The organism is Serratia sp. CY27727 (assembly GCF_052169275.1).
GTDB lineage: Bacteria > Pseudomonadota > Gammaproteobacteria > Enterobacterales > Enterobacteriaceae > Serratia > Serratia sarumanii.
Genome location: NZ_JBJNLB010000001.1, coordinates 853,293 through 879,210, shown reverse-complemented (window position 1 = coordinate 879,210; position 25,918 = coordinate 853,293). Strand labels below are relative to the sequence as shown.

Here is a 25,918-nt window from a genome sequence, read left to right as displayed (position 1 = left end):
TCGATGCACTCCACCCACAATCAGTCATGGTGGCGCCTCTTCTGAGGCGGCACGAGTATTCACATCTCTTATTAATGCCGCCGGTTTGGCGGCATTATTTTTTGTGGCGTTGATCCGGCGGTCTACAGACCTTCAGGAGCACTGCCATGAGCTACACCATTCTTACCGGCGATCGCGCCACCGGCCCACTGCATTTAGGCCACTTCGTCGGCTCGCTGCGCCAGCGCGTGGAACTGCAGCACCAGCATAACCAAACGGTGATGGTGGCGGATCTGCAGGGGCTGACCGACAACGGCAACAACCCGCAAAAAATCAGCGCCAACGTGCTCAACGTGGTGGCCGACTATCTGGCGGTGGGCATCGATCCGCACAAGACCACGATCTGCCTGCAGTCGGCGCTGCCGGCGTTGGCCGAGCTGACGATGTACTACCTCAATCTGGTCAGCGTGGCGCGGCTGGAGCGCAACCCGACGGTGAAAAACGAAATCGCCGAGAAGGATTTCGCCCGCAGCCTGCCGGCCGGTTTTTTGATTTATCCGGTCAGCCAGGCGGCGGACATCACCGCCTTTGGCGCCACCCACGTGCCGGTCGGTGAGGATCAACTGCCGATGCTGGAGCAAACCAATGAGATCGTGCGGCGTTTCAACCACATCGTCGGCCAACCGATATTAACGGAGTGCCGGCCGTTGTTGAGCAACGTCGGGCGTCTGCCGGGGCTGGACGGGCAGGGCAAGATGTCGAAATCGCGCGGTAACGCCATCCAGCTTGGCGCCGGCGCCGACGAGGTGCACAAGGCGGTGATGAGCATGTTCACCGACCCCGGCCATCTCAACGTCAGCGATCCCGGTCGGGTGGAAGGCAACATGGTGTTCACCTACCTGGACGCCTTCTGCGAAGACGCCGCGCTGGTGGCGGATCTGAAGGCGCATTACCGCCGCGGCGGGTTGGGGGACGTGAAGATCAAACGGCTGCTGGAGGATTGCCTGCAGAGCCTGCTTGAGCCGATTCGCACCCGCCGCGCCGAATTCATCGCCGATAAAGGCGAGCTGACGCGCATCCTGCAGCACGGCACCCGCCGCGCGCATCAGGTCAGCCAACAGACGCTGCAACAGGTCAAGACGGCGCTGGGGCTGGACTTCTTCACCCTGGCGTGAGGCGAACGCCGGGGCGGCACGCGTCACGCCCCGGCCATAAAACCATCATCCCACTGTCATAAACTTATCCGTTAATAGGTGCCCATAATGATTAGCCACTGAAACCAGAGAAATCATATGGCTCAGGCACTGTTAAAATTGGCACAGCACGACTTTCCAGGGCAGCACGCCGCCGCATCCCGCAAAGTATTGTCGGTAAAGGGACTCGGCAAGGCCTACAAAGCGCAGCAGCGTGTGCTGGATGACATCAATTTCGATCTGCACGCCGGCGAATTCGTGGCGGTGATCGGCCGCTCCGGCGCGGGCAAGTCCACGCTGCTGCACACCCTGAACGGCACCATTCCTTCCAGCTGCGGCGAGATGCTGCACTTCGAAGACGATGGCGCGGCGCAGGATATCGCCCAGCTGGCCGGCCGCCAGATGCGCCAGTGGCGCGCGCGCTGCGGCATGATCTTCCAGGACTTTTGCCTGGTGCCGCGGCTGGACGTGATGACCAACGTGTTGCTGGGCCGCCTGAGCCACACTTCCACTCTGAAATCCTTCTTCAAACTGTTCGATGACGCCGACCGCGCTCGCGCCATCGAGCTGTTGCAGTGGCTCAACATGCTGCCGCACGCGCTGCAGCGCGCCGAGCACCTCTCCGGCGGCCAGATGCAGCGCGTCGCCATCTGCCGCGCGCTGATGCAAAACCCGCAAATCCTGCTGGCCGATGAGCCGGTGGCGTCGCTCGATCCGAAAAACACCCGCCGCATCATGGACGCGCTGCAGAAAATCAGCGAAGACGGCATCGCGGTGATGGTGAACCTGCACTCGGTCGAACTGGTGAAAGAGTATTGCTCGCGGGTGATCGGCATCGCCCACGGGAAGATCGTGTTTGACGGGCATCCTTCGCAACTGAACGAACGGATCCTGCACCAGCTGTATGGCGAAGAAGCCAATCAGATCCATTGAAGCACTTTTGACCTTTACCCTTTACACACAAGGCACACCTAATGAAAAAAGTATTGAGTCTGACCACCCTGATGGCCGGCGCGATGATGGTATTTAATGCTGCCGCAGCGGATGCGCCGAAAGAGCTGAACCTGGGGATTCTCGGCGGCCAGAACGCCACCCAGCAGATCGGCGATAACCAGTGCGTGAAGCAGTTCCTGGACAAAGAGCTGAACGTCGATACCAAGCTGCGTAACTCGTCCGACTATTCCGGCGTGATCCAGGGCCTGCTGGGCGGCAAGATTGACCTGGTGCTGAGCATGTCGCCGTCGTCGTTCGCCTCGGTCTACATCAAGGATCCGAAAGCGGTGGACATCGTCGGCATCGCGGTCGACGACGTCGACCAGTCGCGCGGCTACCACTCGGTGGTGGTGGTGAAGGCCGGCAGCCCCTACCAGAAACTGGAAGATCTGAAGGGCAAGGCCATCGGCTTCGCCGATCCGGATTCCACCTCCGGCTTCCTGATCCCGAACCAGGCGTTTAAAAAGCTGTTCGGCGGCACGGTCGACAACAAATACAACAACACCTTCTCCAGCGTCACCTTCTCCGGCGGCCACGAGCAGGACATCCTCGGCGTGCTGAACGGCCAGTTCGAAGGTGCGGTGACCTGGGCGTCGATGATCGGCGACTACAACACCGGCTACACCAGCGGCGCGTTCACCCGCATGATCCGCATGGATCACCCGGACCTGATGAAGCAGATCCGCATCATCTGGCAGTCGCCGCTGATCCCGAACGGCCCGATCCTGGTGAGCAACTCGCTGCCGGCCGACTTCAAGGCCAAAGTGGTCACCGCCATCAAGAAGTTGGATAAAGACGATCACCAGTGCTTTATCAAAGCGATGGGCGGCAAGCAGCACATCGGCGACACCACCCTGGCGGAATACCAGACCATCATCGATATGAAGCGCGAGCTGACCAAAGGCGACCGTTAATTCCCGGCTGCCCTGGCCGTCAGAATGAAGGGGTTCAGCGTGCTGAGCCCCTTGTTCCATAAAGATGGAAGACCTCTTTTGAATACCGATTTCGCACACTATTACCAACGGATCCGCAGCAAGCAAAAGCGCGAAGCGCTGCTGTGGTCGCTCGGGCTGGTGGCGCTGTACCTGGGCGCCGGCAACCTCGCCGAGTTCAACCTGCACACCGTCTGGGTGTCTATTCCGCACTTCTTCGACTACCTGGCCGAAACCATTCCGACGCTGCACTGGCCTCTGCTGTTCGCCGACGGGCGCACCGAGGGCTCGCTGGCCTACTGGGGTTACCGCCTGAATATCCAGCTGCCGCTGATCTGGGAGACCCTGCAGCTGGCGCTGGCAGCGACCATTTTCTCGGTGCTGGTGGCGACCGTGCTGGCGTTTCTGGCGGCCGGCAACACCTATACCCCGGCTTCGGTGCGGCTGGCGATCCGCACGCTGGTGGCGTTTTTGCGCACCATGCCGGAGCTGGCGTGGGCGGTGATGTTCGTGATGGCGTTCGGCATCGGCGCTATTCCCGGCTTCCTGGCGCTGGCGCTGCACACCATCGGCAGCCTGACCAAGCTGTTCTACGAATCGATCGAAACCGCCTCCAACAAACCGGTGCGTGGGCTGGCGGCCTGCGGCGCCACGCCGCTGCAGCGCATGCGCTTCGGCCTGTGGCCGCAGGTGAAACCGGTGTTTCTTTCCTACAGCTTCATGCGGCTGGAGATCAACTTCCGTCAGTCGACCATTTTGGGGCTGGTGGGGGCGGGCGGCATCGGCCAGGAGCTGATGACCAACATTAAACTCGACCGCTACGATCAGGTCAGCATGACGCTGCTGTTGATTATCGTGGTGGTTTCCGTGCTCGACTACGTGTCGGGCGAGCTGCGCAAGCGCGTGGTGGAGGGGGCAAAATGATAGCGGGCACTCCGGCGTCGGCGGAAACGCTGCGCCAGTTGAAACAGCAGCATCCGGCGATCTTCGCGCAGCAGGGGCGCTACCTGCGCACCGTCGGCCTGATAGCATTGGCGATCGTGCTGTACTACGTGTTCTTCTTCCTGGTGTTCGGCATTACCTGGCCGCAGTTTATCAACGGCTGCCAGCAGCTGGGGCGCTATTTCCTGCGCATGTTCGTCTGGCACGACTTCGTCAACTGGCCGTTCATGTACTACTTCCAGCAGATCGGCATCACCATCGCCATCGTGTTCGCCGGCACCATTACCGCGTCGCTGATCGCGCTGCCGCTGTCGTTCTTCGCCGCACGCAACGTGATGTCGACGCCGCTGCTGCGGCCGATCTCCGTGCTGGTGCGCCGCTTGCTGGACGTGCTGCGCGGTATCGACATGGCGATCTGGGGGCTTATCTTCGTGCGCGCCGTCGGCATGGGGCCGCTGGCCGGGGTGTTGGCGATCGTGATGCAGGACGTCGGGCTGCTGGGCAAACTGTACGCCGAAGGGCACGAGGCGGTGGACAAGTCCCCCAGCCGTGGCCTGACGGCGGTAGGCGCCAACGGGTTGCAGAAGCACCGCTACGGCATCTTCACTCAATCGTTCCCCACCTTCCTGGCGCTCAGCCTGTACCAGATCGAGTCCAACACCCGCTCTGCGGCGGTGCTGGGCTTCGTCGGCGCCGGCGGCATCGGCCTGGTGTACGCGGAGAACATGCGGCTGTGGAACTGGGACGTGGTGATGTTCATCACCCTGATCCTGGTGGTGGTGGTGATGATCATGGATAAGGTCTCGTCGATGCTGCGCAACAAGTACATCATCGGCGAAGACATCCCGCTGTATCAGCAAAAAAGCCAAATCGATTGAGAAACCCCTTGCCGATCCCTATACTGCCGCACATTCAAGGTGTGTGGCAGTCATTTCGTTTCGCAATGTGCGCACGTCCCCGTTAGACAAATAAGGCAATGCAATCCCATGATGAACAACGACGTGCTGCGCAGCGTGCGCTATATGCTGAGCATTAACAACGCCAAAATGGTCGAGATTATCAAACTGGACGATTTCGAGGTGGCGGTGTCGGCGATGGACGCTTACGTGATCAAAGAAGGCGAGCCGGGCTACGAGAAGTGCCCGGACGAAGTGATGGCGCACTTCCTCAACGGCCTGGTGTTCTTCAAGCGCGGCAAGGACGACAAGTTCCCGGCGCCGGCGGTTGAGCTGCCGATCACCAATAACCTGGTGCTGAAAAAGCTGCGCGTGGCGTTTGAGCTGAAAGACACCGACATGCACCAGATCTTCACCGCGGTGGACTTCCGTATCTCCAAGCCGGAGCTGAGCGCGCTGTTCCGCAAAGAAGGCACCAAGAACTACCGTCCGTGCGGCGATCAGATGCTGCGCTACTTCCTCAAAGGGCTGGCGCAGCGCGTTCGCGGCGAGTAGCGCGCAGCGTTCATCGAACATCGGGCGCAATCGCAAGGTTGCGCCTTTTTTTTTGCCGCTCTCCCGCCCGCCGTTGTTGTACTGGCTCTCAGCCATCCGCCATCGATGGAGGGCGGGCCGCCCCTCCGGTTACTTTCTCATGGTCAATTCAATCCCCCCAACCATGAGGAAAGCAGGATGCCAACCATCACGAAAACCCAATCACTTTACACGTTGACCCGGCCGGTCTGGCTGGATGCGGCAGGCATGAGCAAGGGCATCGACCACGATCGTCAGCACCTGGGCATCATTCTCGCCGCCGGGCAGGTGCTGCGAGTGCGACAGACCAACGCGGCGTTTACCGGCAAGCTCACGCTGCGCTTGCTGAATGACGACAGCAAAACGGAGGCTGAATTCAGCGTCGGCGCGAGCTGGGTCGAGGCCCAGGTCAATGCCGTCTCGGTGCCGTTCATCGATACGCCGTACGGGCAGGGCGAACCGGCGCTGGAGTTCGAATATCCGGACACGGCGAAAGCGCTGCCGGTTTATCGCCGTGGCGAAAACGAAGCCGCATTTTTCGCCCGCTGGGACGATCGGGACGCCGAGTTTGCGCTGGTCGATGCGGAATACGCGGTATTGCTGGTGCCGAAAATCAGTAAACCGGCGCTGAAGTCGCTGGGCGAAGCGAAAAACATCGACGGGCTGATCGCCTACTATGACCGCATTTTCACCTTCTACAATGCGCTGACCGGCGTCTCGTTCGAGGCCGAACACGAATCCGATCGCAATATTCGCAACCGCTACTTTATGAAGGCCGATAAACACGGCGCCGGCGCCGCGTATTACGGCGGGCGCTGGACGGCGGAAACCAGCAACTCGGTCAGCAGCTTCTGGCTGACGCCGAAAGACAGCAACTGGGGCAGCCTGCATGAGATTGCGCACGGCTATCAGGGGCACTTTATGGGCGACAAATATTTCTCCACCGGTGAGATGTGGAACAATATTTACGCCGCTTGCTATCAGGACGTGATGCTGGGAGAGCGCAAATACCAGGAAGGGTGGCTGTATAACTACGGCAACGCGGCCGGCGTCGAGAAGAAAATCGTCGATCTGATCGCTCAGGGCACGCCGCTCAACCAGTGGGATCTGCGCTCCAAGCTGTTCTTCGCGATGCTGATGGTCGACAAGGCAGGCAAGAACGCCTTCACGCACTTTAACCAGCAGTATCGCCAAAGCTGCAATACGCCGGGCTTCGTGCCGTCCGAACATGCCTTGCTGGATCTGCTGTCGGCAAGCTTCGCCGCGGCCGGCGAGCAAATCGACGTGACGCCGTTCGTCGAGTTGACCGGCGGCGTGATCACCCAAGCGCAGCGCGATCTCAACGCGTTCAGCCACGCCAAGGCGGTGTACCCACTCTATCAACTGGTGGATGCGCAGAGTTTGCCGGCGGTGCAGGCACAGCTGAAGCTGGATTCCTCCCTGCGGCTGGTCGATTCCTGTCAGCTCAAGGCGAGCGGCCTGAAAGGCGATGTCGCCCTGAGTCTGGATATCGATGACTTTGCGCAGATCTACGGTGAGGATCTGGTGCTGATGGAAGGGGCGCGCTATGCCTACAAGGTTCGTATCGACGCGCCGACCCTGGCCCTGAATGCGTTGCCGATCGGCGTGTACACCCTGCGTTTACCGACCGGCAAGGATCGCAAATATCGGCCGACGGCGGGTTATCTGACGGTGAAACAGGGGAAAAACGCGGTAACGCTTCGCTTCGAACGCAAAGCCGCTTCGCCGATCGTTTCACAGGAGATCGCTCTGTTGGGCCTGAGCGATGCGGTCTTCGCCACCGTGGTCGTCGATCGCGCCAAGGGCGCAGTGGTGGTTGACGTGACCAGTACCACGCCGCATTCCTACTTCCCCGGTGAAACCTATGCCCGGGTGACGCTGCGCGATCGGCAGGGCGCGGTGCGCTTCACTAAGGAGATTCAGGGCACTCAGGCTACGTTGAGTCACGACGAACTGCCGTTTGCCGAGGGCGATGACATCGAGATTTACCATGTGGAGCCGAGCCGGGTGCGCTTGAATCCGGCGGCGGCCGGCGTCATCGACAACAAAAACAAAATCAACGTGCTGCGTATCGAAAAAAGCGGGCTGAAAAATCCGGCGTTGCCCGGCGATCCCGAACAAGCGCTGCTGGCGCGCCTGGAACAGGCGGCGCAGCGTTTGCGCCGCCTGCTGCCGGCTTACTACGCGCCGTCGTCGTCGTTCAAGGACGATATTTATCTGGCGATCGGAACCTTCGCCGAGCCGCAGCGCGAGTCGCTGTTGGCGACCTATCGGGATTGCCTGCCCGCCGACAATACGCCGCCGGACGCTAACGTCGGCAATGCGTTTACCGTGGTTTGCAAAGGGATCGGCGATCGCCAGTTTCTGACCGGCGCCGTCGATCTGGTGAAGAAAACCGTGACCGTGACGCTGGCGGCGGGGATTGCCCACCACTACTTTGCCGACAGCTACGCCTTCCTCAGCGTGACGGATGCGGACGGTAACACCTTGCTCAGCTACGACGTCATCGGCAGCCAAAATCAGCCGGCTAAAACCTGGGTGCTGCCGCTGTCAGGCTATGGCGGTGAGGTGATCCATCTGCGGCATGAAGAGCCGGACAACCGTCTGGCGATCGTCAACGAGATGCAGCACGTGCGGTTGGCGGAGAAGGGCAAGCAACAGACCTACTGCATTACCTCGATCGGTTTGAAACGTATCAACGACTGATCCACATCCCCCTCCCGGGGCGGCGAGCGTCGTCGCCCCGGTTTTCCTCTGCATCATCCCCTTATTGCACTCTTTTTGTTCTCCCGCTGCGCGCCGTTGGTGCAGCCCATTCGCCGCCGTCGTCATAAGTTTTAATTATAATTTATTGAAATCATGAGATTAAAAATTGGCACGCCGGTTGCTCTGTTGAATCCCATCTTGTGTACCAGATGGAATTCAGCCGATGAGCGACCCTGTTGAAACGTGCGGTTTTACCCTCAGTGAATGGCAGCACCATTATCAAACCCGTCCGGCGGGCGAGCGCCTCGCCTGCGTCAGCGCCACGATCGAAGCGCTGGTCGCCGATTTGGATTCAGACGACAACGCCTGGCTGTATCTCGCCACCCCGGCGCAGCGCGAGCGGCAGTATCGGCAACTGGCACAGAGGCTCGAAGCAGTCGCCGGCGATCTCAGCCGCCTGCCGCTGTTCGGCGTGCCCTTCGCCATCAAAGACAATATCGACGTCGGCGGCTGGCCGACCAGCGCCGCCTGCCCGGCGTTCACCTATCAGGCCGCGGCGGACGCCACCGTGGTCGCCAACCTGCGCGCCGCCGGGGCGATCGCCCTCGGTAAAACCAATCTCGACCAGTTCGCTACCGGGTTGGTGGGCACCCGCTCACCCTATGGCGCAGTGGTCAACAGCTTCGACAGCCGCTACGTCAGCGGCGGCTCCAGTTCCGGCTCCGCTTCGGTGGTGGCGCGCGGCCTGGTGCCGTTCGCGCTGGGCACCGACACCGCCGGTTCGGGGCGCGTGCCCGCCGGGTTCAACAACATCGTCGGGCTGAAGCCGACCAAAGGGCGGTTGTCCAACCGCGGCGTGGTGCCGGCCTGCCGGTTGAACGATACGGTGTCGGTCTTCGCGCTGACGGTGGCCGATGCCGCGCAGGTGGCGGAACTGGCGAGCGGCTTTGACCCGGCAGACCCGTATTCCCGCCCCGATCCGCATACCGCGCCGGCGGATATCCCCGCCGCGCCGCGTTTTGCCGTTCCCGCCCAGCTGGAGTTTTTCGGTGACGTGCAGGCCGAGCGGGCGTTTCACCGCGCATTGGCGCAGCTGCAGGCGGGCGGCGCCACGTTGGAGCCCCTCGATTTCGCGCCGTTTCGCACCCTGGCGGAGCAGCTGTATTACGGCCCCTGGGTGGCGGAGCGCACCGTGGCGATTGAGCAGGTGCTGGAAGCGAACCCGCAGGCTATCGACCCGGTGGTGCGCGGCATCGTCGGCAACGGCCTGGGCTACAGCGCCTGCGACGCCTACAAGGCGGAATACCTGCGTGCCGAATTGGCGCGGCAGATCGCCCAGCGGCTGGCGCCGTTCGACGCGCTGGTGGTGCCGACCGCGCCCACTATTCGCACCCTGGCGGAGATGGCGCAGGAGCCGGTGCTGTTCAATTCGCAGTTCGGCACTTACACCAATTTCACCAACCTGGCCGATCTGAGCGCGCTGGCGCTGCCGGGGCCGCTGCGCGAAGACGGGCTGCCGGCGGGCATCACCCTGATTGCGCCCGCTTGGCATGACCGGGCGCTGGCGGCGTTTGGCCTGCGCTGGCAACGGCAAAGCGCCTTGCCGCTCGGGGCAACCGGCCGGGCATTGCCGCCGCAGCCGGCGCCGGCGCCGTCGGCGGGGCATGTGCGTCTGGCGGTAGTGGGCGCTCACCTCAGCGGTATGCCGCTCAACGTCCAGCTGACGCAGCGCGACGCGGTGCGGGTGGAACAAACCGTCACCGCCCCCTGTTACCGCCTGTACGCGCTGGCCGATACCGAGCCGCCGAAGCCGGGGCTGGCGCGTGTGGCGCAGGGAGCGGCGATCCGTCTTGAGCTGTGGGACATCCCGCTGGCCCGTTTCGGCGAGTTTGTGGCGGAAATTCCGGCGCCCTTGGGTATCGGCACGCTGCTGCTGGCGGACGGCCGGCGGGTGAAGGGGTTTATCTGCGAAGCCTGGGCGCTGGAAGGCGCCACGGATATTACCGAGTTTGGCGGCTGGCGCGACTATCTCGCCGGCGTTAAGGGGGCATGAACATGTTTACTACCGTACTGATCGCTAACCGCGGCGAAATCGCCTGCCGCGCCATTCGCACCCTGAAACGCCTGGGCGTCACCAGCGTGGCGGTTTATTCCGACGCCGACCGCAATGCGCCGCACGTCACCGAAGCCGACAGGGCGGTGGCGCTCGGCGGCGACAAGGCCGCCGACAGCTACCTGAGCATCGACAAGATCCTTGCGGCGGCGGCAGCCACCGGCGCGCAGGCGATCTACCCCGGCTACGGCTTTTTGTCCGAGAGCGCCGAGTTTGCCGACGCCTGCGAGGCGGCGGGCATCGCCTTTATCGGCCCGACGGCGGCGCAGATGCGCGAGTTCGGTCTCAAGCACCGGGCGCGCGAGCTGGCGGCGTTGGCCGGGGTGCCGATGACGCCGGGCACCGGCTTGCTGGAGAGCGTGGAGCAGGCGGTTGCCGCCGCCGCGCGCATCGGCTACCCGGTGATGCTGAAAAGCACCGCCGGCGGCGGCGGCATCGGCCTGACGCGCTGTGACGACGAGGCGGCGCTGCGCGAGGCGTACGACAGCGTCAAACGGTTGGGAGAGCAGTTCTTCCGCGACGCCGGCGCGTTTATCGAACGCTTCGTCGATCGGGCGCGTCACGTCGAGGTACAGATTTTCGGCGACGGCCAGGGGCGGGTGGCGGCGCTCGGCGAGCGCGACTGCTCGCTGCAGCGCCGCAACCAAAAAGTGGTGGAGGAAACCCCGGCGCCACACCTGCCGGCGGCGACCCGCCAGGCGCTGCAGCGGGCGGCGGTGGCGCTGGGCGAGTCGGTGAACTATCGCAGCGCCGGCACCGTGGAATTTATTTACGACGCCGCGCGCGACGAGTTTTACTTCCTCGAAGTGAACACCCGCTTACAGGTCGAGCACCCGGTCACCGAGATGGTCACCGGCCTGGATCTGATCGAATGCATGCTGCAGGTGGCGGCGGGCGATGCGCTGGATTGGGCGGCGCTGCAACGCGCGCCGCAGGGCGCGGCGATCGAAGTGCGCCTCTATGCCGAAGATCCGCTGAAGAACTTCCAGCCCAGCCCCGGCGTGCTGACCGAGGTGCATTTCCCCGCCGACGTGCGCCTCGACGGTTGGGTGGCGACCGGCAGCGAAGTCTCGGCGTTTTACGACCCGATGATCGCCAAGCTGATCGTACACGGCGCTGACCGCGCGCAGGCGCTGGAAAAACTGCGCGTGGCGCTGGCGGCGACCCGTTTGCACGGCATCGCCACCAACCTCGATTATCTGCGGCAGGTGATCGCCACGCCGCAATTTCAGCGCGGCGACGTTTGGACGCGCCTGCTGGACGATTTGCATTACCAGCCGCACTGCCTCGAAGTGCTGCAACCCGGCACCTACAGCAGCGTGCAGGATTATCCCGGCCGCCTCGGCTATTGGGACATCGGCGTGCCGCCGTCCGGCCCGATGGACGACTTCGCGTTCCGGCTGGCCAATCGCATCGTCGGCAACCACCCGGCGGCCGCCGGGCTCGAGTTCACCCTGCAGGGGCCGACGCTGCGCTTTCACTGCGACGCCACCATCGCGCTGACGGGTGCCAGCTGCCCGGCCGATCTGGACGGTGAAGCGGTCGCCTACTGGCGGCCGATCGCGGTGCGGGCCGGGCAGGTGCTGACGCTGGGGCGCGCCACGCACGGCTGCCGCACCTATCTGGCGATACGCAATGGCTTCGACGTGCCGGTGTATCTCGGCAGCCGTTCCACCTTCGCGCTCGGCCAGTTCGGCGGCCACGCCGGGCGCACCTTGCGCGTGGCGGACATGCTGGCGATCGCTCAACCGACGCTGGCCGCCAGCACCACGCCGGCGCCGATCGCCGCGCCGCAGGCGATGGACGACAGCCTGATCCCGCATTACGGCGACCAGTGGCACATCGGTGTGCTGTACGGGCCGCACGGCGCGCCGGACTTTTTCACCGCCGAATCGATAGACGCCTTCTTCGCCACCGACTGGCAGGTGCATTACAACTCCAATCGCCTCGGCGTGCGCCTGTCGGGGCCGAAGCCCGAGTGGGCGAGAGAGGACGGCGGCGAAGCCGGTTTGCATCCTTCCAACGTGCACGACTGCGAGTACGCCATCGGTGCGATCAATTTCACCGGCGACTTCCCGGTGATCCTGACCCGCGACGGGCCGAGCCTCGGCGGCTTCGTCTGCCCGGTGACCATCGCCAAGGCCGAGCTGTGGAAAGTGGGGCAGGTGAAGCCGGGCGACCGCATCCGGTTCCATCCGATCGGTTTTCGCCAGGCGCAGTCGCTGGAACAGGCGCAGCTCGGCAGCATCGAAGCGCTGGCGGCGGTGAAGGCCATCGCCCTGCCGCCGCCGGCTCTGGCCCCGGCGGATACCGTTTCCGCCGCGGTGCTGGCGGCGCTGCCGGCGGCGGAAGGGCGCCCGGCGGTGGCGTATCGCCAGGCGGGAGACGGCTACATCCTGATGGAGTATGGCGACAACGTGCTCGATCTGGCGCTGCGGCTGCGCATTCATCTGCTGATGCAGTCGCTGCGGCAGGAGGCGATACCGGGCGTGGCGGAGCTGGCGCCGGGCGTGCGTTCGCTGCAGATCCGCTACGACAGCCGGCTGATAAGCCAGGCCGATCTGCTGCAGCGCCTGCTGGCGCGCGAACGGGCGCTGGGGGACGTCAGCCGCCTGAAGGTGCCGACGCGCACCGTCTGGCTGCCGATGGCGTTCGAGGATTCGGCCACGCTGGGGGCGGTCGATCGCTATCAGCAGACGGTACGCGCCTCGGCGCCCTGGCTGCCGAACAACGTCGATTTTATTCAGCGCATCAACGGCCTGAGCCGACGCGAACAGGTGCGCGACATCCTGTTCGACGCCAGCTACCTGATCCTCGGATTGGGAGACGTTTACCTCGGCGCGCCCTGCGCGGTGCCGCTCGATCCGCGCCATCGCCTGCTGAGCTCCAAATACAACCCGGCGCGCACCCACACCGCCGAAGGGACGGTCGGCATCGGCGGCATGTACATGTGCATTTACGGCATGGATTCGCCGGGCGGTTACCAACTGGTGGGGCGCACGCTGCCGATCTGGAACAAATTCCTCAAAAACCCGCAGTTCACCGCCGGTGAACCCTGGCTGCTGCGCTTCTTCGATCAGGTGCGCTTCTACCCGGTCAGCGAGCAAGAACTGGACGAGCAGCGCGAAGCGTTCCGCGAAGGGCGCATGCAGGTGCGTATCGAAGAGAGCGAATTCGACTTCGCCGCCTACACCGATTTCCTGGCCGACAACGCTGGGGCGATCGCCGACTTCCAGCATCGCCAGCAGCAGGCGTTCAACGCCGAAGTGGCGCGCTGGCGCAGCGATGACGACGAGGCCGAGGCGCAGCTGTTGCCGCCGGTTGAAGAAGACGCGATCGACGGCGATCTGGTCAGCGCCGATCTGAACGGCAGCGTGTGGAAGATCCTGGTGGAGCCGGGGCAGGCGGTGGCGGCCGGGCAGCCGCTGATCGTGGTCGAGGCGATGAAGATGGAATTGGCGGTCACCGCGCCGCGCGCCGGGATCGTCAAACGCATCAGCTGCCGGCAGGGGCGGCCGGTCGGGCCGGGCGACGCCCTGCTGTGGCTGGAAAAAGCGATCTGAACGGAGGGGCGAAGATGCAAATCACCAACGGAGAGCACAAGGCGCGGCCGGAGGGGCTGGCGGAGCGCATTTATCTGCAGCTCAAGGCCGACATCTTCGAGTTTCGCCTGCTGCCGGGCGATCGCTTCAGCGAAAGCGACGTGGCGCAGCGCATGGCGGCCAGCCGCACGCCGGTGCGTCAGGCGCTGTTTCGACTCGAGCGCGAAGGCTATGTCGAGGTGCTGTTTCGCAGCGGCTGGCAGGTGCGGCCGTTCGATTTTGCCTACTTCGAAGAGCTGTACGACCTGCGCATCGTGCTGGAACAAGAGGCGGTGAAACGGCTGTGCGAATGGCCGGCCGGGGAAACGCCGGCCGCGCTGGCGGCGCTGAACCGTTTTTGGACCGAAGCGCCGCGTCTGGCGGACGGCCAGGTGGTGTCGCAGCACGACGAGCAGTTTCATCAGGCGTTGGTGGCCGCGGCGGGCAACGGCGAAATGGCGCGCATCCACCGCGAGCTGACCGAAAAGATCCGCATCATTCGCCGGCTGGATTTCACCCAGCAGGCGCGGGTGGACGCCACCTACCGCGAACACGCCGCCATTTTGCAGGCGATCCTGCAGCGGCAAAGCGAGGCGGCGCAAGCGCTGCTCGGCGAGCATATCGCCGTCAGCAAGGCAGAGGTACGAAAAATAACGCTGCACATGTTGCACCAGGCGCGGGCCCAGCAGCCGGCGCGCTCGGCGTAACGATTTTGATTTCACACACATCAGGAGTTTGAACTATGCAACGTCGTCGTTTTATCAAAGCTTTTGCGCTGTCCGCCGCCGCGCTCGGCCTGGGTCTGGCCTGGAGCGCGCAGGCCGCCGACACCATCAAGGTCGGCATTCTGAGTTCGCTTTCCGGCACCATGGCGATTTCCGAGACGCCGCTGAAGGATGTGGCGCTGATGACCATCGACGAGATCAACGCCAAAGGCGGGGTGCTCGGCAAAAAGCTGGAGCCGGTGGTGGTGGATCCGGCCTCCAACTGGCCGCTGTTCGCCGAAAAGGCGCGCCAGCTGCTGAGCCAGGACAAGGTGGCGGCGGTGTTCGGCTGCTGGACTTCGGTGTCGCGCAAGTCGGTGCTGCCGGTGTTTGAGGAGCTGAACGGGCTGCTGTTCTACCCGGTGCAATACGAGGGCGAAGAGATGTCGCCGAACGTGTTCTATACCGGCGCGGCGCCGAACCAGCAGGCGATCCCGGCGGTGGAATACCTGCTGAGCGAGGACGGCGGCGGCGCCAAGCGCTTCTTCCTGCTGGGCACCGATTACGTCTATCCGCGCACCACCAACAAGATCCTGCGCGCCTTCCTGCACAGCAAAGGCGTACAGGACAAGGATATCGAAGAGGTCTACACGCCGTTCGGCTACAGCGATTACCAGACCATCGTCGCCAACATCAAAAAATTCGCCGCCGGCGGCAACACGGCGGTGATCTCCACCATCAACGGCGACTCCAACGTGCCGTTCTACAAAGAGCTGGCCAACCAGGGCGTCAAGGCCACCGACGTGCCGGTGATCGCCTTCTCGGTCGGCGAGGAAGAGCTGCGCGGCATCGACACCAAGCCGCTGGTGGGCAACCTGGCGGCCTGGAACTACTTCGAATCGCTGGATAACCCGACCAACAAGCGGTTTGTCAGTCAGTGGAAAGCCTACGCCAAGGCGCACAACCTGCCGAATTACGCCACCGCAGTGACCAACGATCCGATGGAGGCCACCTACGTCGGCCTCCACATGTGGGCGCAGGCGGTGGAAAAGGCCGGCACCACCGACGTCGATAAGGTGCGCGCGGCGATGGCCGGGCAAACCTTCGCCGCGCCGTCGGGCTTCACGCTGACCATGGACCAGACTAACCACCACCTGCACAAGCCGGTGATGATCGGCGAGATCGAGGGCAACGGCCAGTTCAACGTGGTGTGGCAGACCGAGGCACCGGTGCGCGCGCAGCCGTGGAGCCCGTATATCGCCGGCAACGACAAAAAACCGGATTACCCGGTGAAAGGCGGCAAGTAACGTCACTCAGCGCCGGCGCGGCCCAGCGCCCGCCGGCCCAACAGAAGAGGCAGCTGATGCAATCTCCGTTTTTATCCTCTCTGCGCGTCGGGCTGTGGCTGCTGTGCGCCTGGCCCCTGCTGGCGCAGGCCGGGCCGGCCGATGAGTTTGCGGCGGCCAACCGTGCGCAGCAGGCCAAGTTGCTGCAGGCCTGGGCGGCCGAGCCGGACGCCGCGCGCCTGCCGCTGCTGCAGGGGCTGCAGCAGGAAACCGTGGCGATCGACGGGGCGAAGCGCGCCTTTATCCGCCAGGGCGATCGCTATCTGCCGCTCGAGGGCGAGGCGGCCCCGGTTGGCGAACCGAAGAAGGTGTGGCTGAACAACCGGCTGCGCATTCTGATCGCCAACGCGTTGTCGGCGCAGCGGTTGGTCAGCGCGGACGCGGCGGTGCGGCTGCAGGCGGCGACCGCGCTGCAGCGCGAAGCGCAGGGCGAGCAGTTGCCGCTGTTGACCCGGCGGCTGGCGCAGGAGAAAGACCCGCAGGTACGCGACGCGCTGAGCATTGCGCTGGCGAACCTGCAATTGACCGACGCCAGCCCGCAGGTGCGCTTCAATGCGGTGCGGCTGCTGGGGGAATCGGGCGAGCCGGAAACCCGCGCGCGGCTGCAGGCGTTGACCGACGCCGCTCACGAGCCGGACGCCGCGGTGCGCGCCGAGGCGCAACGCAGCCTGCAGCGGGTGCAGCATCGCCTGATGATCGGCGATCTGCTCGGCCAGGCGTTCAGCGGCCTGTCGCTCGGTTCGATCCTGCTGCTGGCGGCGCTCGGGCTGGCGATCACCTACGGCCTGCTCGGCGTCATCAATATGGCGCACGGCGAAATGCTGATGCTCGGCGCCTATTCCGCTTACCTGGTGCAGGGGCTGTTTCAGCAGTTTGCGCCGCACTGGCTGGCGCTCTACCCGCTGGCGGCGCTGCCGGTGGCGTTCGCCATCACCGCCGGGATCGGCATGCTGCTGGAGCGCACGGTGATCCGCCACCTGTATGGCCGGCCGCTGGAAACCCTGCTGGCCACCTGGGGCATCAGCCTGGTGCTGATCCAACTGGTGCGGGTGCTGTTCGGCGCGCAGAACGTCGAGGTCGCCAACCCGGTGTGGCTGTCGGGCGGCGTGCAGCTGCTGCCGAACCTGGTGCTGCCGTGGAACCGCATCGCGGTGATCGCGTTCGTGCTGTTGGTGCTGGCGCTGACCTGGCTGCTGCTGAACAAGACCCGGCTCGGCATGAACGTGCGCGCGGTGACGCAAAACCGCGCGATGGCGGCCTGCTGCGGCGTGCCCACCGGGCGGGTGGACATGCTGGCCTTCGGGTTGGGATCCGGCATCGCCGGGCTCGGCGGGGTGGCGCTGTCGCAGTTGGGCAACGTCGGGCCGGAGCTGGGGCAAGGTTACATCATCGATTCGTTCCTGGTGGTGGTGCTCGGCGGCGTCGGCCAACTGGCGGGGACGGTGGCGGCGGCCTTCGGCCTCGGCATCGTCAACAAGATCCTCGAGCCGCAGATCGGCGCCGTGCTGGGCAAGATCCTGATCCTGGTGCTGATCGTTCTGTTTATTCAAAAGCGCCCGCAGGGGCTGTTCGCCCTCAAGGGCAGGGTGATTGACTGATGAGCCAACCATTGACCGTAACCGGCGTGCAGAAAGCGCCTCGGCTGGCGTTGAGCATCGGCGCGCTGGCGTTGCTGGTGCTGCTGGTGATGCCGTTCTTGACGCTGTTACCGGCGGATCATCCGCTGGCGGTGTCCACCTATACCCTGACGCTGGCGGGCAAGATCCTGTGCTACGCGGTAGTGGCGGTGGCGCTCGATCTGGTGTGGGGCTATGCCGGGCTGCTGTCGCTCGGCCACGGGCTGTTCTTCGCGCTCGGCGGCTACGCCATGGGCATGTACCTGATGCGGCAGGCGGCGGGCGACGGGCTGCCGGCGTTTATGGCGTTCCTCTCCTGGAATGAGCTGCCGTGGTTCTGGAGCGGCACCCAGCATTTCGCCTGGGCGCTGTGCCTGATCGTGCTGGTACCGGGCCTGCTGGCCTTCCTGTTCGGCTACTTCGCCTTCCGCTCGAAAATCAAAGGGGTGTATTTCTCGATCATGACCCAGGCGCTGACCTATGCCGGCATGCTGCTGTTCTTTCGCAACGAGACCGGCTTCGGCGGCAATAACGGCTTTACCGGTTTCACCACGCTGCTCGGCTTTCCCATCACCGCCGCCGGCACGCGGGTGGCGCTGTTCCTGGCGACGGTGCTGCTGCTGGCCGCCAGCCTGGCCATCGGCTTTGCGCTGGCGCGCAGCAAGTTCGGCCGGGTGCTGACCGCGGTGCGCGATGCGGAAAACCGGCTGACCTTCTGCGGCTACGATCCGAAGGGCTTCAAGCTGTTCGTCTGGACGCTGTCGGCGGTGCTGTGCGGGCTGGCCGGCGCGCTCTATGTGCCGCAGGTCGGCATCATCAACCCCGGCGAAATGTCGCCGACCAACTCGATCGAGGCCGCCATCTGGGTGGCGCTCGGCGGGCGCGGCACGCTGGTGGGGCCGCTGCTCGGCGCCGGCATCGTCAACGGCGCCAAGAGCTGGTTCACCATGGCCATTCCCGAATACTGGCAGTTCTTCCTCGGCCTGATGTTTATCGTCGTCACGCTGTTTCTGCCCAAAGGGGTGATCGGCCTGCTGCGCCGGAGGAAAACCTCATGAAAGCGATGCAAGTGACCGACGAGCTGTTTACCCACCCGCTGCCGGCGGATAAATACCGGCAGCAAACCGATCCGGTGCTGCAGCTCGACAGCGTCAACGTCAGCTTCGACGGTTTTCGTGCGCTGACCGATCTGTCGCTGCGCATTGGCGTCGGCGAACTGCGCTGCGTGATCGGCCCCAACGGCGCCGGCAAGACCACGCTGATGGATGTGATCACCGGCAAGACCCGGCCGGACAGCGGCAGGGTGTTTTACGATCAGACCGTCGATCTGACCCGGCTGGCGCCGATGCAGATCGCCCACGCCGGCATCGGCCGCAAGTTTCAAAAACCGACGGTGTTCGAGGCGCTGACGGTGTTCGAAAATCTGGAGATCGCGCAGAAAACCCGCAAGTCGGTGTGGGCCTGCCTGCGCGCCCGCCTGAGCAGCGAACAGCGCGACCGCATCGACGAGATGTTGAAGACCCTGCGGCTGGGGCATGAACGCCACCGGCCCGCCGGGCTGCTGTCCCACGGGCAAAAACAGTTTCTCGAGATCGGCATGCTGCTGGTGCAGGAGCCGCACCTGCTGCTGCTCGACGAACCGGCGGCCGGCATGACTGACGCCGAAACCGACTACACCGCCGAACTGTTCCGCGAGCTGGCGGGCAAGCATTCGCTGATGGTGGTGGAGCACGATATGGGGTTTGTGGAAACCATCGCCGATCGCGTGACGGTGCTGCACCAGGGGCAGGTGCTGGCGGAAGGATCGCTGGCGCAGGTGCAGGCCGACGAACGGGTGATTGAGGTATATCTGGGGCGCTGAGGAGGCGTAATCATGCTGCAGGTAGAGGAATTGAATCAGTATTACGGCGGCAGCCACATTCTGCGCGGCCTGTCGTTCGAGGCGCGCATTGGCGAGGTGACCTGCTTGCTGGGGCGCAACGGCGTGGGCAAGACCACGCTGCTGAAATGCCTGATGGGATTGGTCCCGGCGCGCAACGGCAGCGTCCGTTGGCAGGGCGAAACCATCACCGTTAAAAAACCGCATCAGCGGGTGCGGGCGGGCATCGCCTATGTGCCGCAGGGGCGGGAGATTTTCCCGCGCCTGACGGTCGAGGAAAATCTGCTGATGGGGCTGGCGCGCTTTTCCGGCGCCGCCGCGCGCACGGTGCCGGATCCGATCTATGAACTGTTTCCGGTGCTGCGGCAAATGAAGGATCGGCGCGGCGGCGATCTCTCCGGCGGGCAGCAGCAGCAGCTGGCGATCGGCCGGGCGCTGGCCTGCCGGCCGCAGCTACTGATCCTCGACGAGCCGACGGAAGGGATCCAGCCTTCGGTGATCAAGGAGATCGGTGCGGTGATCAAGCAGCTGGCGGCGAAGGGCGATATGGCGATCCTGCTGGTGGAGCAGTTCTATGACTTTGCCGCCGACCTGGCGGACAGCTATCTGGTGATGTCGCGCGGCAGCATCGTGCAGCGCGGCGCCGGCAGCAATATGGAACAGGACGGCGTACGCGGGCTGGTGGCGATTTGACGTTGGATCAGCTGAAAAAGGATCGGCTGAGCGGATCGCGGGAATGATGCAGCACTCTGATGATATTCACCTCCCGCCTGTGCTGACGAAAATAAATCAGGTGGTTGGCGACGGGCAATACCCATAGGCCGGGGCCGATTGCATCGATGTTTCTGCCGAGTTGGGGTGGCTAAGGTTATTGAAAGCCTGATGCAGGTGGATAATCTTCGGCCACCTGTAAGCCAAAGTGCGCCAATCCGTAAAAATAGATCTCTTCCATATCATCCAAGGCTTTTGGGCGGACGGTTACTTTCCTGCGCATCCTTTTGCTTTGCTCCGTATTCTTTCCATGAACACATCACGTTCCCATTCGACGGCTTCGCCGCTGTTCTCTCCTTCGGCAATCAGGCGCCTAAGCTCTTCCAGTTTTGAGGCGGCGGTACGTTCGCGCAAAGTGCGCACGGATTCGCGGATGACTTCGCTGGGCGTGCGGTAATCGCCGCTGGCCACCAGGTCTTCGACGAAGCTACGCAGTTCGTCACCCAGATCTACCGTTAATGTTCTGCCCATTGTTCCCCCTCACTTTCGGCTATGCTGCGTCATTGTAAGATTAGTTCTTACATTGTGCACGTCAAACTCTCAGGATCTCAATAGCGGTCCCGTCATGAGGACGGGAGCCACGCGTTAACTCATTAAGGATAACCATGAACGAAATCACTGTGTCACGCCTCGGCTGCATCGTCCTGTCCCTGTTTCCGGCCCTGTGGGGGCTGTTCAGCCTGTTGAACAATACGGCGGATTTCGCCGGCACCGCGCGCAATGCGGTGGGGCCATTGCTTGCCATGCAGGATACCTATCAAACGCCGGGGCTGATGTGGCGCGCGATCGGCGCCGACTGGGCCTGCATGTTGGGGTTGGCTGTCATCACCACGCTGGAAACGCTGGCCGGCCTATTCGCGGCCGCAGGCGTGGTGCTGATGATCGGGCGATTTAAAGGCCCTTACGCCGCTTTCGCCAAGGGCAAAATCTGGGCGATGCTGGGGGCGATTTGCGCAATTGCGGTGTGGGGCGTCGGCTTTATGGTGGTCGCCGGCGACTGGTTTATGGCCTGGCAGGCCAAGCAGGATCCGCTGGCGGTGCAGCTGGGGGCGCTGATCTACCTGGCGCCCAATGCGTTTGCTTTGCTGTTCCTGATGCTGCAGCGGGAGCCGCGCTAAACGAAGGCGGAGCGGGGCGCGGTTACAGCGCCTTGCTCATATACCAGATGCCTATCGAGCCTTGGGCGCTGGTGTAGCAGGTCTCGCCACAAATGCTCAATCCCTGGCGCCGATAAAAGCGTTGGGCGCCGGTGTTGCGTTGCAGTACCTCCAGCCACAGCGTCTTCTGCCGGCGCTCGATGGCCCGCTGCTGCACCTGTTCGAACAGGCGCTGGCCATAGCCGTTGCCGGCATGGCCCGGCAGGAAATAGATTTTCTGCAGCTCTGCGCCGCGGGTTTGCGTTGGCGCCAGCAAGCTGTCGACGTTGAGCCGCGCATAGCCGACCAGGGCGTCATCCTCATAGGCCAACAGCCAGCACACGTCGGGATCGCGCAGCGTCCGTTCCAGCGCGGAGACGGCAAAATCCTCGGCCAGAAAGGCCTCCAGCTCGTGCGGGTAGCGCCACAGCTCACCGAAGTGCGCGCGATAGGTGCGGATGCCGATATCGCGCACCTGGGTTAAATCTTCCAGCAATGCCTGACGGACGGTGAACATCAGTGCCCCTTTGAGTAAGAAAAGTTACAGCCGTTGTTCCAGATGCCGGTGGGGTACCATCGCCTGATGCAAAATGGCAAGAACGGTGATGCCGGCAGGGCGGCTGCGGTAGTAGATCCTATGGCTGGCGTAAGGAAAACTGCGTATCTCTTCGCCCAGATCGTGAAAGTGGGCTTTACCCGCTTCCGGCATGTCCGCCAGATGATGCATGATCTCTCTCAACTGCTCAAGATAGCGGCGAGATTGCGTTTGGCCCCAGTGCTCGACGGTGAAATGGCGAATAGCCAGCAGATCTTGTTGGGCTTGCGGGGTGAGGCGAAACGCGGGCATATCAGTCGGTTTCATCGGTGAGCAGACGGTTGAAGAAGGCATCACCGTCTACCGCCTTACCGGCGTCTTCCTCGGCGGTAGCCTGCGCGATTTTTTGCTGCAGCGCGCGTAGTTTGAGATCTTCCAGCGCCTGGTAGTTTTCTACCGACATGACGACGGCGACCGGTTTGCCGTTGCGATTGATTTGCACCGGTTCGCGCTGCGCCTTGAGCAGCAAATCGCCGAATTGGGTTTTGGCCTCGTTCGCGCTGAGTGCGTACATTTAATCGCTCCAGTTAATTAAATCGTTCGATTTAACCATTATACGGTGCGATGAAAAAAGCACCAATGTTATTCCGGCGGGCAGGTTTCGTTGGACAGATGCCGCGGCGTTTCGCGGCGAAAACCCAGGCCGATGATGCGGCCGAACAGGCGCGGCAGCCAGCGGCTGTTGCCGACGCGGGCGATCAGGCGCGATCCGCCCGCCGCGCGGCGTTCGCCCGGCTTGCGCTGGCTCATTTTGATCTGCAAAAACTGGATGGCCCGGGTGGGGAATTCGCGCCGGCGCTGCACGCTCAGCAGATGCTTCAGCTGCAGCCGATGCTGGCGCAGCGGCGGGATCAGGGCGTTGGCGGCGGCCACCGCGTCCTGAATCGCCAGGTTGACGCCCACGCCGCCGATCGGCGACATGGCGTGCGCGGCGTCGCCGATGCACAGCACTCCCGGTTTGGCCCAGCGATCCAGACGATCGATGCGGATGCTCAGCAGCTTCACCTGATCCCACTCGACGATCTCCTGCAGGCGATCGTCCTGGAATGGCGCCACCTCGGCGAGGTGCAGCAAAAATTTCTCCAGGCCGCTGCGGCGGATCGCGTCGAAGCTGCCTTTATCGATCGAGTAGCCGCACTGCCAGTAGTCGCCGCGATCGATCATGATGAAGTTCTGCTTCGGCCCGGTATGGCCCATCGACCAGGCCGGATCGCCCGGCTGCTTGCTGAGCTTCATCCACAATACGTCGCGCGGGGCGCCGAAGGAGCGGCTGCTGAGCGCCGCCTGCTCGCGTACCACCGAGTTGCGGCCGTCGGTGCCGATCACCAGCTGGCTGCGTACGCGGATCGGGCCTTCCGGCGTGTCGGCCAGCACGCCGCATACCTGGCCGCGGTCGTAGAGCAGCTTATGAACCTGCGTCGAGGTGAGCAGCCTGAAATGGGGGAACGCGGCGGCCTGCTGTGCCAAAAAGTTGAGGAACTCCCACTGAGGCATAAAGGCGATAAATTTGCAGCGCGTCGGCAGGCGGGTGAAATCCGCCAGCTTAATGTCGCGCCCGGCGACTTCGGCGTGCAGGGATTCGGCGCGCTGGTGCGGCAGCGCCAGCAGTTCGTCGAGCAGGCCCAGCTGGTGCATGACTTCTAGCGTCGACGGGTGAATGGTGTCACCGCGAAAATCGCGCAGGAAGTCGGCGTGCTTCTCCAGCACCGTCACGTCGATCCCCGCCCGCGCCAGCAGATAACCGAGCATCAGCCCGGCGGGGCCGCCTCCCACGATGCAGCAGGTGGTGGCGTAAGGTGTGATCGGTGATGACGGCATGGCGGTTGACCCCGGAGAGCGGCCCGCATCCCGCGAGCCGCAAGTGAATGTTTAATGTTGATAATGATTATCAATATCAAGTTTGGCTGTCAACCCGCGGCGCAGTGTGGTCAAAGGGGGCGGACAGATGGCCGACGCGGAACAGCTGGCCGTTGTGCGGCTGCGCCTGCGGCGGTTCACGCCATAAATCCAGCCGCACTAACCGCCACTTGGCGGGCTGCGTGCATCGCGAGCATAAGGATTCTCCGCAAAGACGTTGACCGGGAGAGCGTGACACGCCATCTTTATCAGTAAAATCGGTATTATTTTTATCGATGGTTCAGAAAATCAGGATGGTCAGCATGAGGCGAATAACGTTCGATCTCGAGGATTTGCGCAGCTTCGTCACCGGCGTCGAGCTGGGCAGCTTCGCCAAGGCGGCTGAACGGCTGGGGCGTTCGACGTCGGCGGTCAGCGCTCACCTGAAAAAGCTGGAACAGCAGGTCGGCGCGCCGATCCTGCGCAAGGCCGGGCGCGGCATGGTGATGACCGAGGCGGGGGAAACGCTGCTCGGTTACGCGCGCCGCCTGCTGGAGCTCAATGACGAAGCCGCCGCCGCGGTGCGCGGGTTGGATTTGCAGGGCACGGTGCGGCTGGGGCTGCAGGAGGATTTCGGCGAGACGTTTCTGCCGCAGGTGTTGGGCAGCTTCGCGCGCGCCAATCCGAAGGTGCGCATCGAGGCGCGCATCGCGCGCAATGCCGAGCTGATCGACTGGGTGCTGAAAGGCCAACTGGATCTGTCGCTGGCGTGGGATGGCGGTTTGAGCACGCCGTTTCATCAGGCGCTGGGGCAGCGGCAGCTGCACTGGATCGCCTCGCCCGGCTTCGCGCTGGCGCCCTGGCGAGAAGGGGATGAGCCGTTGCCGTTGGTGATGTTTGACGCGCCTTGCCTGATGCGCAGCGCGGCGACGCAGGCGCTGGATCGCGCCGGCATACCCTGGCGCATCGCCTTTACCAGCCGCAGCCTGAACGGCGTGTGGGCGGCGGTGAGTGCTGGATTGGGCGTCACGGTGCGCACGGCGGCGGGTTTGCCGCCCGGCCTGGCGCCGCTGGCCCCCGATCTGCTGCCCGCTCTCGGCCAGCTCGGCGTGGTGCTGCACCGCGCCGAGGATCAGCCTTCGGCCGCCGTGCAGCGGCTGGCGCAGATCGTGGTCGAGCGGATCGAAACTTAATCTTGGGCGATCGGCTGCTTGCCGCTCAGCTGGCCCCATTCGCTCCAGGCGCCGTCATACAGCTTGACCTGCGGCGCGCCGAGCGACAGCAGGCCGAACGCCAACACCGCCGCCGTCACGCCGGAGCCGCAGCTGGTGATGATCGGGCCGTTGATATCCACCCCCTTGTCGTTGAAGGTTTGGCGCAGCGCCTCCAGCGATTTGAAGCGGCCGTTTTCCAGCAGCTCGCCGTACGGAATGTTGATGCTGCCGGGAATATGGCCGCGGTGCAGGCCGGGGCGCGGCTCCGGCGCTTCGGCATAAAAGCGCGGCGCGGCGCGCGCGTCGAGAATTTGCACCGGCGTGCCTAACGCCTGCTCCACTTGCCGCATATCCACCACCGCGTCGGCGTTGAACCGGGCGTTGAACGTCTGCGGGGCAGGCTGCGCCGGGCCGGTTGCCAGCGCCTGGCCCTGCGCGGTCCAGCCGTTCAGCCCTTCGTCCAGCACGTAAACGCGCTCGGCGCCGAAATTGCGGAAAGTCCACCAGCCGCGCGGCGCGGAGAACTGGTTGCCCTCGTCGTAAATCACCAGGGTATCGCGTTCGCTGATGCCCAATTGGCCCGCCGCCGCGGCGAATTCCGCCGCCGTCGGCAGCATATGCGGCAGCGCGGTGCTTTTGTCCGCCACCTCGTCGATATCGAAATAGACCGCGCCGGGGATATGGCCGCGTTCGAACTCGGCAAGCATATCTTTCTTCGGCGTCAGCCCCACCGGCGACATCCGGACGTCGATCACCACCAGATTTTCATCGTTGATATGTTGCGCAAGCCATTGAGGGGTCACCAGAAACGGAGAATTCATCGTATTGTTCGCCTGTTGTGAAAACGGATTTTCACTATACACCAGGCCGTGCCGGGATGGAGTATGATGTT

At 63.6% G+C, this 25,918-nt stretch carries 23 protein-coding genes and 2 pseudogenes; 17 read left to right on the top strand and 8 right to left on the bottom strand.

What is annotated here, in order from left to right; all coding sequences use genetic code 11:
- Nucleotides 1-146: 146 nt before the first annotated feature.
- The 15 genes from trpS (at nt 147) to urtE (ending at nt 20,167) form a co-directional block, all read left to right on the top strand.
- Entirely contained in the window at nt 147-1,154 is a 1,008-nt protein-coding gene (trpS, locus tag ACJ8HB_RS04345; protein WP_047568702.1) for a tryptophan--tRNA ligase, read from the top strand.
- Nucleotides 1,155-1,271: 117 nt separating this feature from the next.
- Nucleotides 1,272-2,105, top strand: a complete 834-nt coding sequence (gene phnC / locus ACJ8HB_RS04340; RefSeq protein WP_033642325.1) for a phosphonate ABC transporter ATP-binding protein — start codon at nt 1,272-1,274, stop codon at nt 2,103-2,105.
- 41 nt (nt 2,106-2,146) lie between these two features.
- The gene (gene phnD, locus ACJ8HB_RS04335) at nt 2,147-3,079 is read left to right on the top strand and encodes a phosphonate ABC transporter substrate-binding protein (RefSeq protein ID WP_025302014.1); all 933 of its coding nucleotides are present in this window, start codon (nt 2,147-2,149) and stop codon (nt 3,077-3,079) included.
- A gap of 78 nt (nt 3,080-3,157) precedes the next feature.
- Complete coding sequence (gene phnE / locus ACJ8HB_RS04330) at nt 3,158-4,021, top strand: phosphonate ABC transporter, permease protein PhnE (RefSeq protein ID WP_033637590.1); 864 nt, start codon at nt 3,158-3,160, stop codon at nt 4,019-4,021.
- Nucleotides 4,018-4,917 (top strand): phosphonate ABC transporter, permease protein PhnE, encoded by a 900-nt coding sequence (gene phnE, locus ACJ8HB_RS04325; RefSeq protein WP_033637591.1) that lies wholly within the window; start codon nt 4,018-4,020, stop codon nt 4,915-4,917. Before phnE (ACJ8HB_RS04330) ends, phnE (ACJ8HB_RS04325) begins: the two co-directional genes overlap by 4 nt.
- 108 nt (nt 4,918-5,025) lie before the next feature.
- Nucleotides 5,026-5,490 (top strand): DUF1456 family protein, encoded by a 465-nt coding sequence (locus ACJ8HB_RS04320; protein ID WP_004939471.1) that lies wholly within the window; start codon nt 5,026-5,028, stop codon nt 5,488-5,490.
- A 177-nt stretch (nt 5,491-5,667) separates the two neighbouring features.
- Nucleotides 5,668-8,235, top strand: a complete 2,568-nt coding sequence (locus ACJ8HB_RS04315; RefSeq protein ID WP_060421352.1) for a putative mucin/carbohydrate-binding domain-containing protein — start codon at nt 5,668-5,670, stop codon at nt 8,233-8,235.
- Between the two features lie 223 nt (nt 8,236-8,458).
- Nucleotides 8,459-10,288: an allophanate hydrolase gene (atzF, locus tag ACJ8HB_RS04310; protein WP_060421354.1), complete on the top strand. Its 1,830-nt coding sequence runs from the start codon at nt 8,459-8,461 to the stop codon at nt 10,286-10,288.
- Between the two features lie 2 nt (nt 10,289-10,290).
- On the top strand, nt 10,291-13,911 hold the full coding sequence (gene uca / locus ACJ8HB_RS04305; protein WP_094859806.1) for an urea carboxylase: 3,621 nt from the start codon (nt 10,291-10,293) through the stop codon (nt 13,909-13,911).
- 14 nt (nt 13,912-13,925) lie between these two features.
- Nucleotides 13,926-14,636, top strand: coding sequence for a GntR family transcriptional regulator (locus ACJ8HB_RS04300; RefSeq protein WP_060421356.1), 711 nt, complete (start codon nt 13,926-13,928; stop codon nt 14,634-14,636).
- A gap of 35 nt (nt 14,637-14,671) precedes the next feature.
- Nucleotides 14,672-15,940 (top strand): urea ABC transporter substrate-binding protein, encoded by a 1,269-nt coding sequence (gene urtA, locus ACJ8HB_RS04295; RefSeq protein ID WP_060421357.1) that lies wholly within the window; start codon nt 14,672-14,674, stop codon nt 15,938-15,940.
- 56 nt (nt 15,941-15,996) lie between these two features.
- Complete coding sequence (gene urtB, locus ACJ8HB_RS04290) at nt 15,997-17,577, top strand: urea ABC transporter permease subunit UrtB (RefSeq protein WP_060421358.1); 1,581 nt, start codon at nt 15,997-15,999, stop codon at nt 17,575-17,577.
- Complete coding sequence (urtC, locus tag ACJ8HB_RS04285) at nt 17,577-18,653, top strand: urea ABC transporter permease subunit UrtC (protein ID WP_033637598.1); 1,077 nt, start codon at nt 17,577-17,579, stop codon at nt 18,651-18,653. Before urtB ends, urtC begins: the two co-directional genes overlap by 1 nt.
- Nucleotides 18,650-19,456 carry an urea ABC transporter ATP-binding protein UrtD gene (urtD, locus tag ACJ8HB_RS04280; RefSeq protein ID WP_049195077.1) on the top strand — a complete coding sequence of 269 codons (807 nt, stop codon included), beginning with the start codon at nt 18,650-18,652 and terminating at the stop codon, nt 19,454-19,456. Before urtC ends, urtD begins: the two co-directional genes overlap by 4 nt.
- Before the next feature lie 12 nt (nt 19,457-19,468).
- Nucleotides 19,469-20,167 carry an urea ABC transporter ATP-binding subunit UrtE gene (gene urtE, locus ACJ8HB_RS04275; protein WP_060421361.1) on the top strand — a complete coding sequence of 233 codons (699 nt, stop codon included), beginning with the start codon at nt 19,469-19,471 and terminating at the stop codon, nt 20,165-20,167.
- Nucleotides 20,168-20,174: 7 nt separating this feature from the next.
- Here urtE and ACJ8HB_RS04270 read toward each other — a convergent pair.
- Together ACJ8HB_RS04270 and ACJ8HB_RS04265 are read right to left on the bottom strand one after the other, a co-directional pair.
- Nucleotides 20,175-20,324: pseudogene (locus ACJ8HB_RS04270) on the bottom strand (type II toxin-antitoxin system RelE/ParE family toxin); the annotation flags it as partial.
- Nucleotides 20,325-20,452: 128 nt separating this feature from the next.
- Entirely contained in the window at nt 20,453-20,716 is a 264-nt protein-coding gene (locus ACJ8HB_RS04265; protein ID WP_049272536.1) for a type II toxin-antitoxin system ParD family antitoxin, read from the bottom strand.
- 134 nt (nt 20,717-20,850) lie between these two features.
- Between ACJ8HB_RS04265 and ACJ8HB_RS04260 the strand changes: the two genes are divergently transcribed.
- The gene (locus ACJ8HB_RS04260) at nt 20,851-21,363 is read left to right on the top strand and encodes a DUF2165 family protein (RefSeq protein WP_033653439.1); all 513 of its coding nucleotides are present in this window, start codon (nt 20,851-20,853) and stop codon (nt 21,361-21,363) included.
- Between the two features lie 22 nt (nt 21,364-21,385).
- Here the strand turns inward: ACJ8HB_RS04260 and ACJ8HB_RS04255 are convergent, their stop codons facing one another.
- The 5 genes and pseudogenes from ACJ8HB_RS04255 to ACJ8HB_RS04235 form a co-directional block, all read right to left on the bottom strand.
- The gene (locus tag ACJ8HB_RS04255; protein WP_060428989.1) at nt 21,386-21,898 is read right to left on the bottom strand and encodes a GNAT family N-acetyltransferase; all 513 of its coding nucleotides are present in this window, start codon (nt 21,896-21,898) and stop codon (nt 21,386-21,388) included.
- Nucleotides 21,899-21,922: 24 nt separating this feature from the next.
- Nucleotides 21,923-22,228, bottom strand: coding sequence for a type II toxin-antitoxin system RelE/ParE family toxin (locus tag ACJ8HB_RS04250; RefSeq protein ID WP_033637605.1), 306 nt, complete (start codon nt 22,226-22,228; stop codon nt 21,923-21,925).
- Between the two features lies 1 nt (nt 22,229).
- Nucleotides 22,230-22,490: a type II toxin-antitoxin system Phd/YefM family antitoxin gene (locus ACJ8HB_RS04245; RefSeq protein ID WP_060428990.1), complete on the bottom strand. Its 261-nt coding sequence runs from the start codon at nt 22,488-22,490 to the stop codon at nt 22,230-22,232.
- A 68-nt stretch (nt 22,491-22,558) separates the two neighbouring features.
- The gene (locus tag ACJ8HB_RS04240; protein WP_041034061.1) at nt 22,559-23,794 is read right to left on the bottom strand and encodes an FAD-dependent oxidoreductase; all 1,236 of its coding nucleotides are present in this window, start codon (nt 23,792-23,794) and stop codon (nt 22,559-22,561) included.
- Between the two features lie 76 nt (nt 23,795-23,870).
- Nucleotides 23,871-24,011, bottom strand: a pseudogene (locus ACJ8HB_RS04235) (DUF4865 family protein); the annotation flags it as partial.
- 124 nt (nt 24,012-24,135) lie between these two features.
- Here ACJ8HB_RS04235 and ACJ8HB_RS04230 point away from each other — a divergent pair.
- Nucleotides 24,136-25,005 carry a LysR substrate-binding domain-containing protein gene (locus ACJ8HB_RS04230; RefSeq protein WP_049233835.1) on the top strand — a complete coding sequence of 290 codons (870 nt, stop codon included), beginning with the start codon at nt 24,136-24,138 and terminating at the stop codon, nt 25,003-25,005.
- Here ACJ8HB_RS04230 and sseA read toward each other — a convergent pair.
- On the bottom strand, nt 25,002-25,847 hold the full coding sequence (gene sseA / locus ACJ8HB_RS04225; RefSeq protein WP_033653435.1) for a 3-mercaptopyruvate sulfurtransferase: 846 nt from the start codon (nt 25,845-25,847) through the stop codon (nt 25,002-25,004). The two genes, ACJ8HB_RS04230 and sseA, sit on opposite strands and share 4 nt — an antisense overlap.
- Nucleotides 25,848-25,918: the final 71 nt, after the last annotated feature.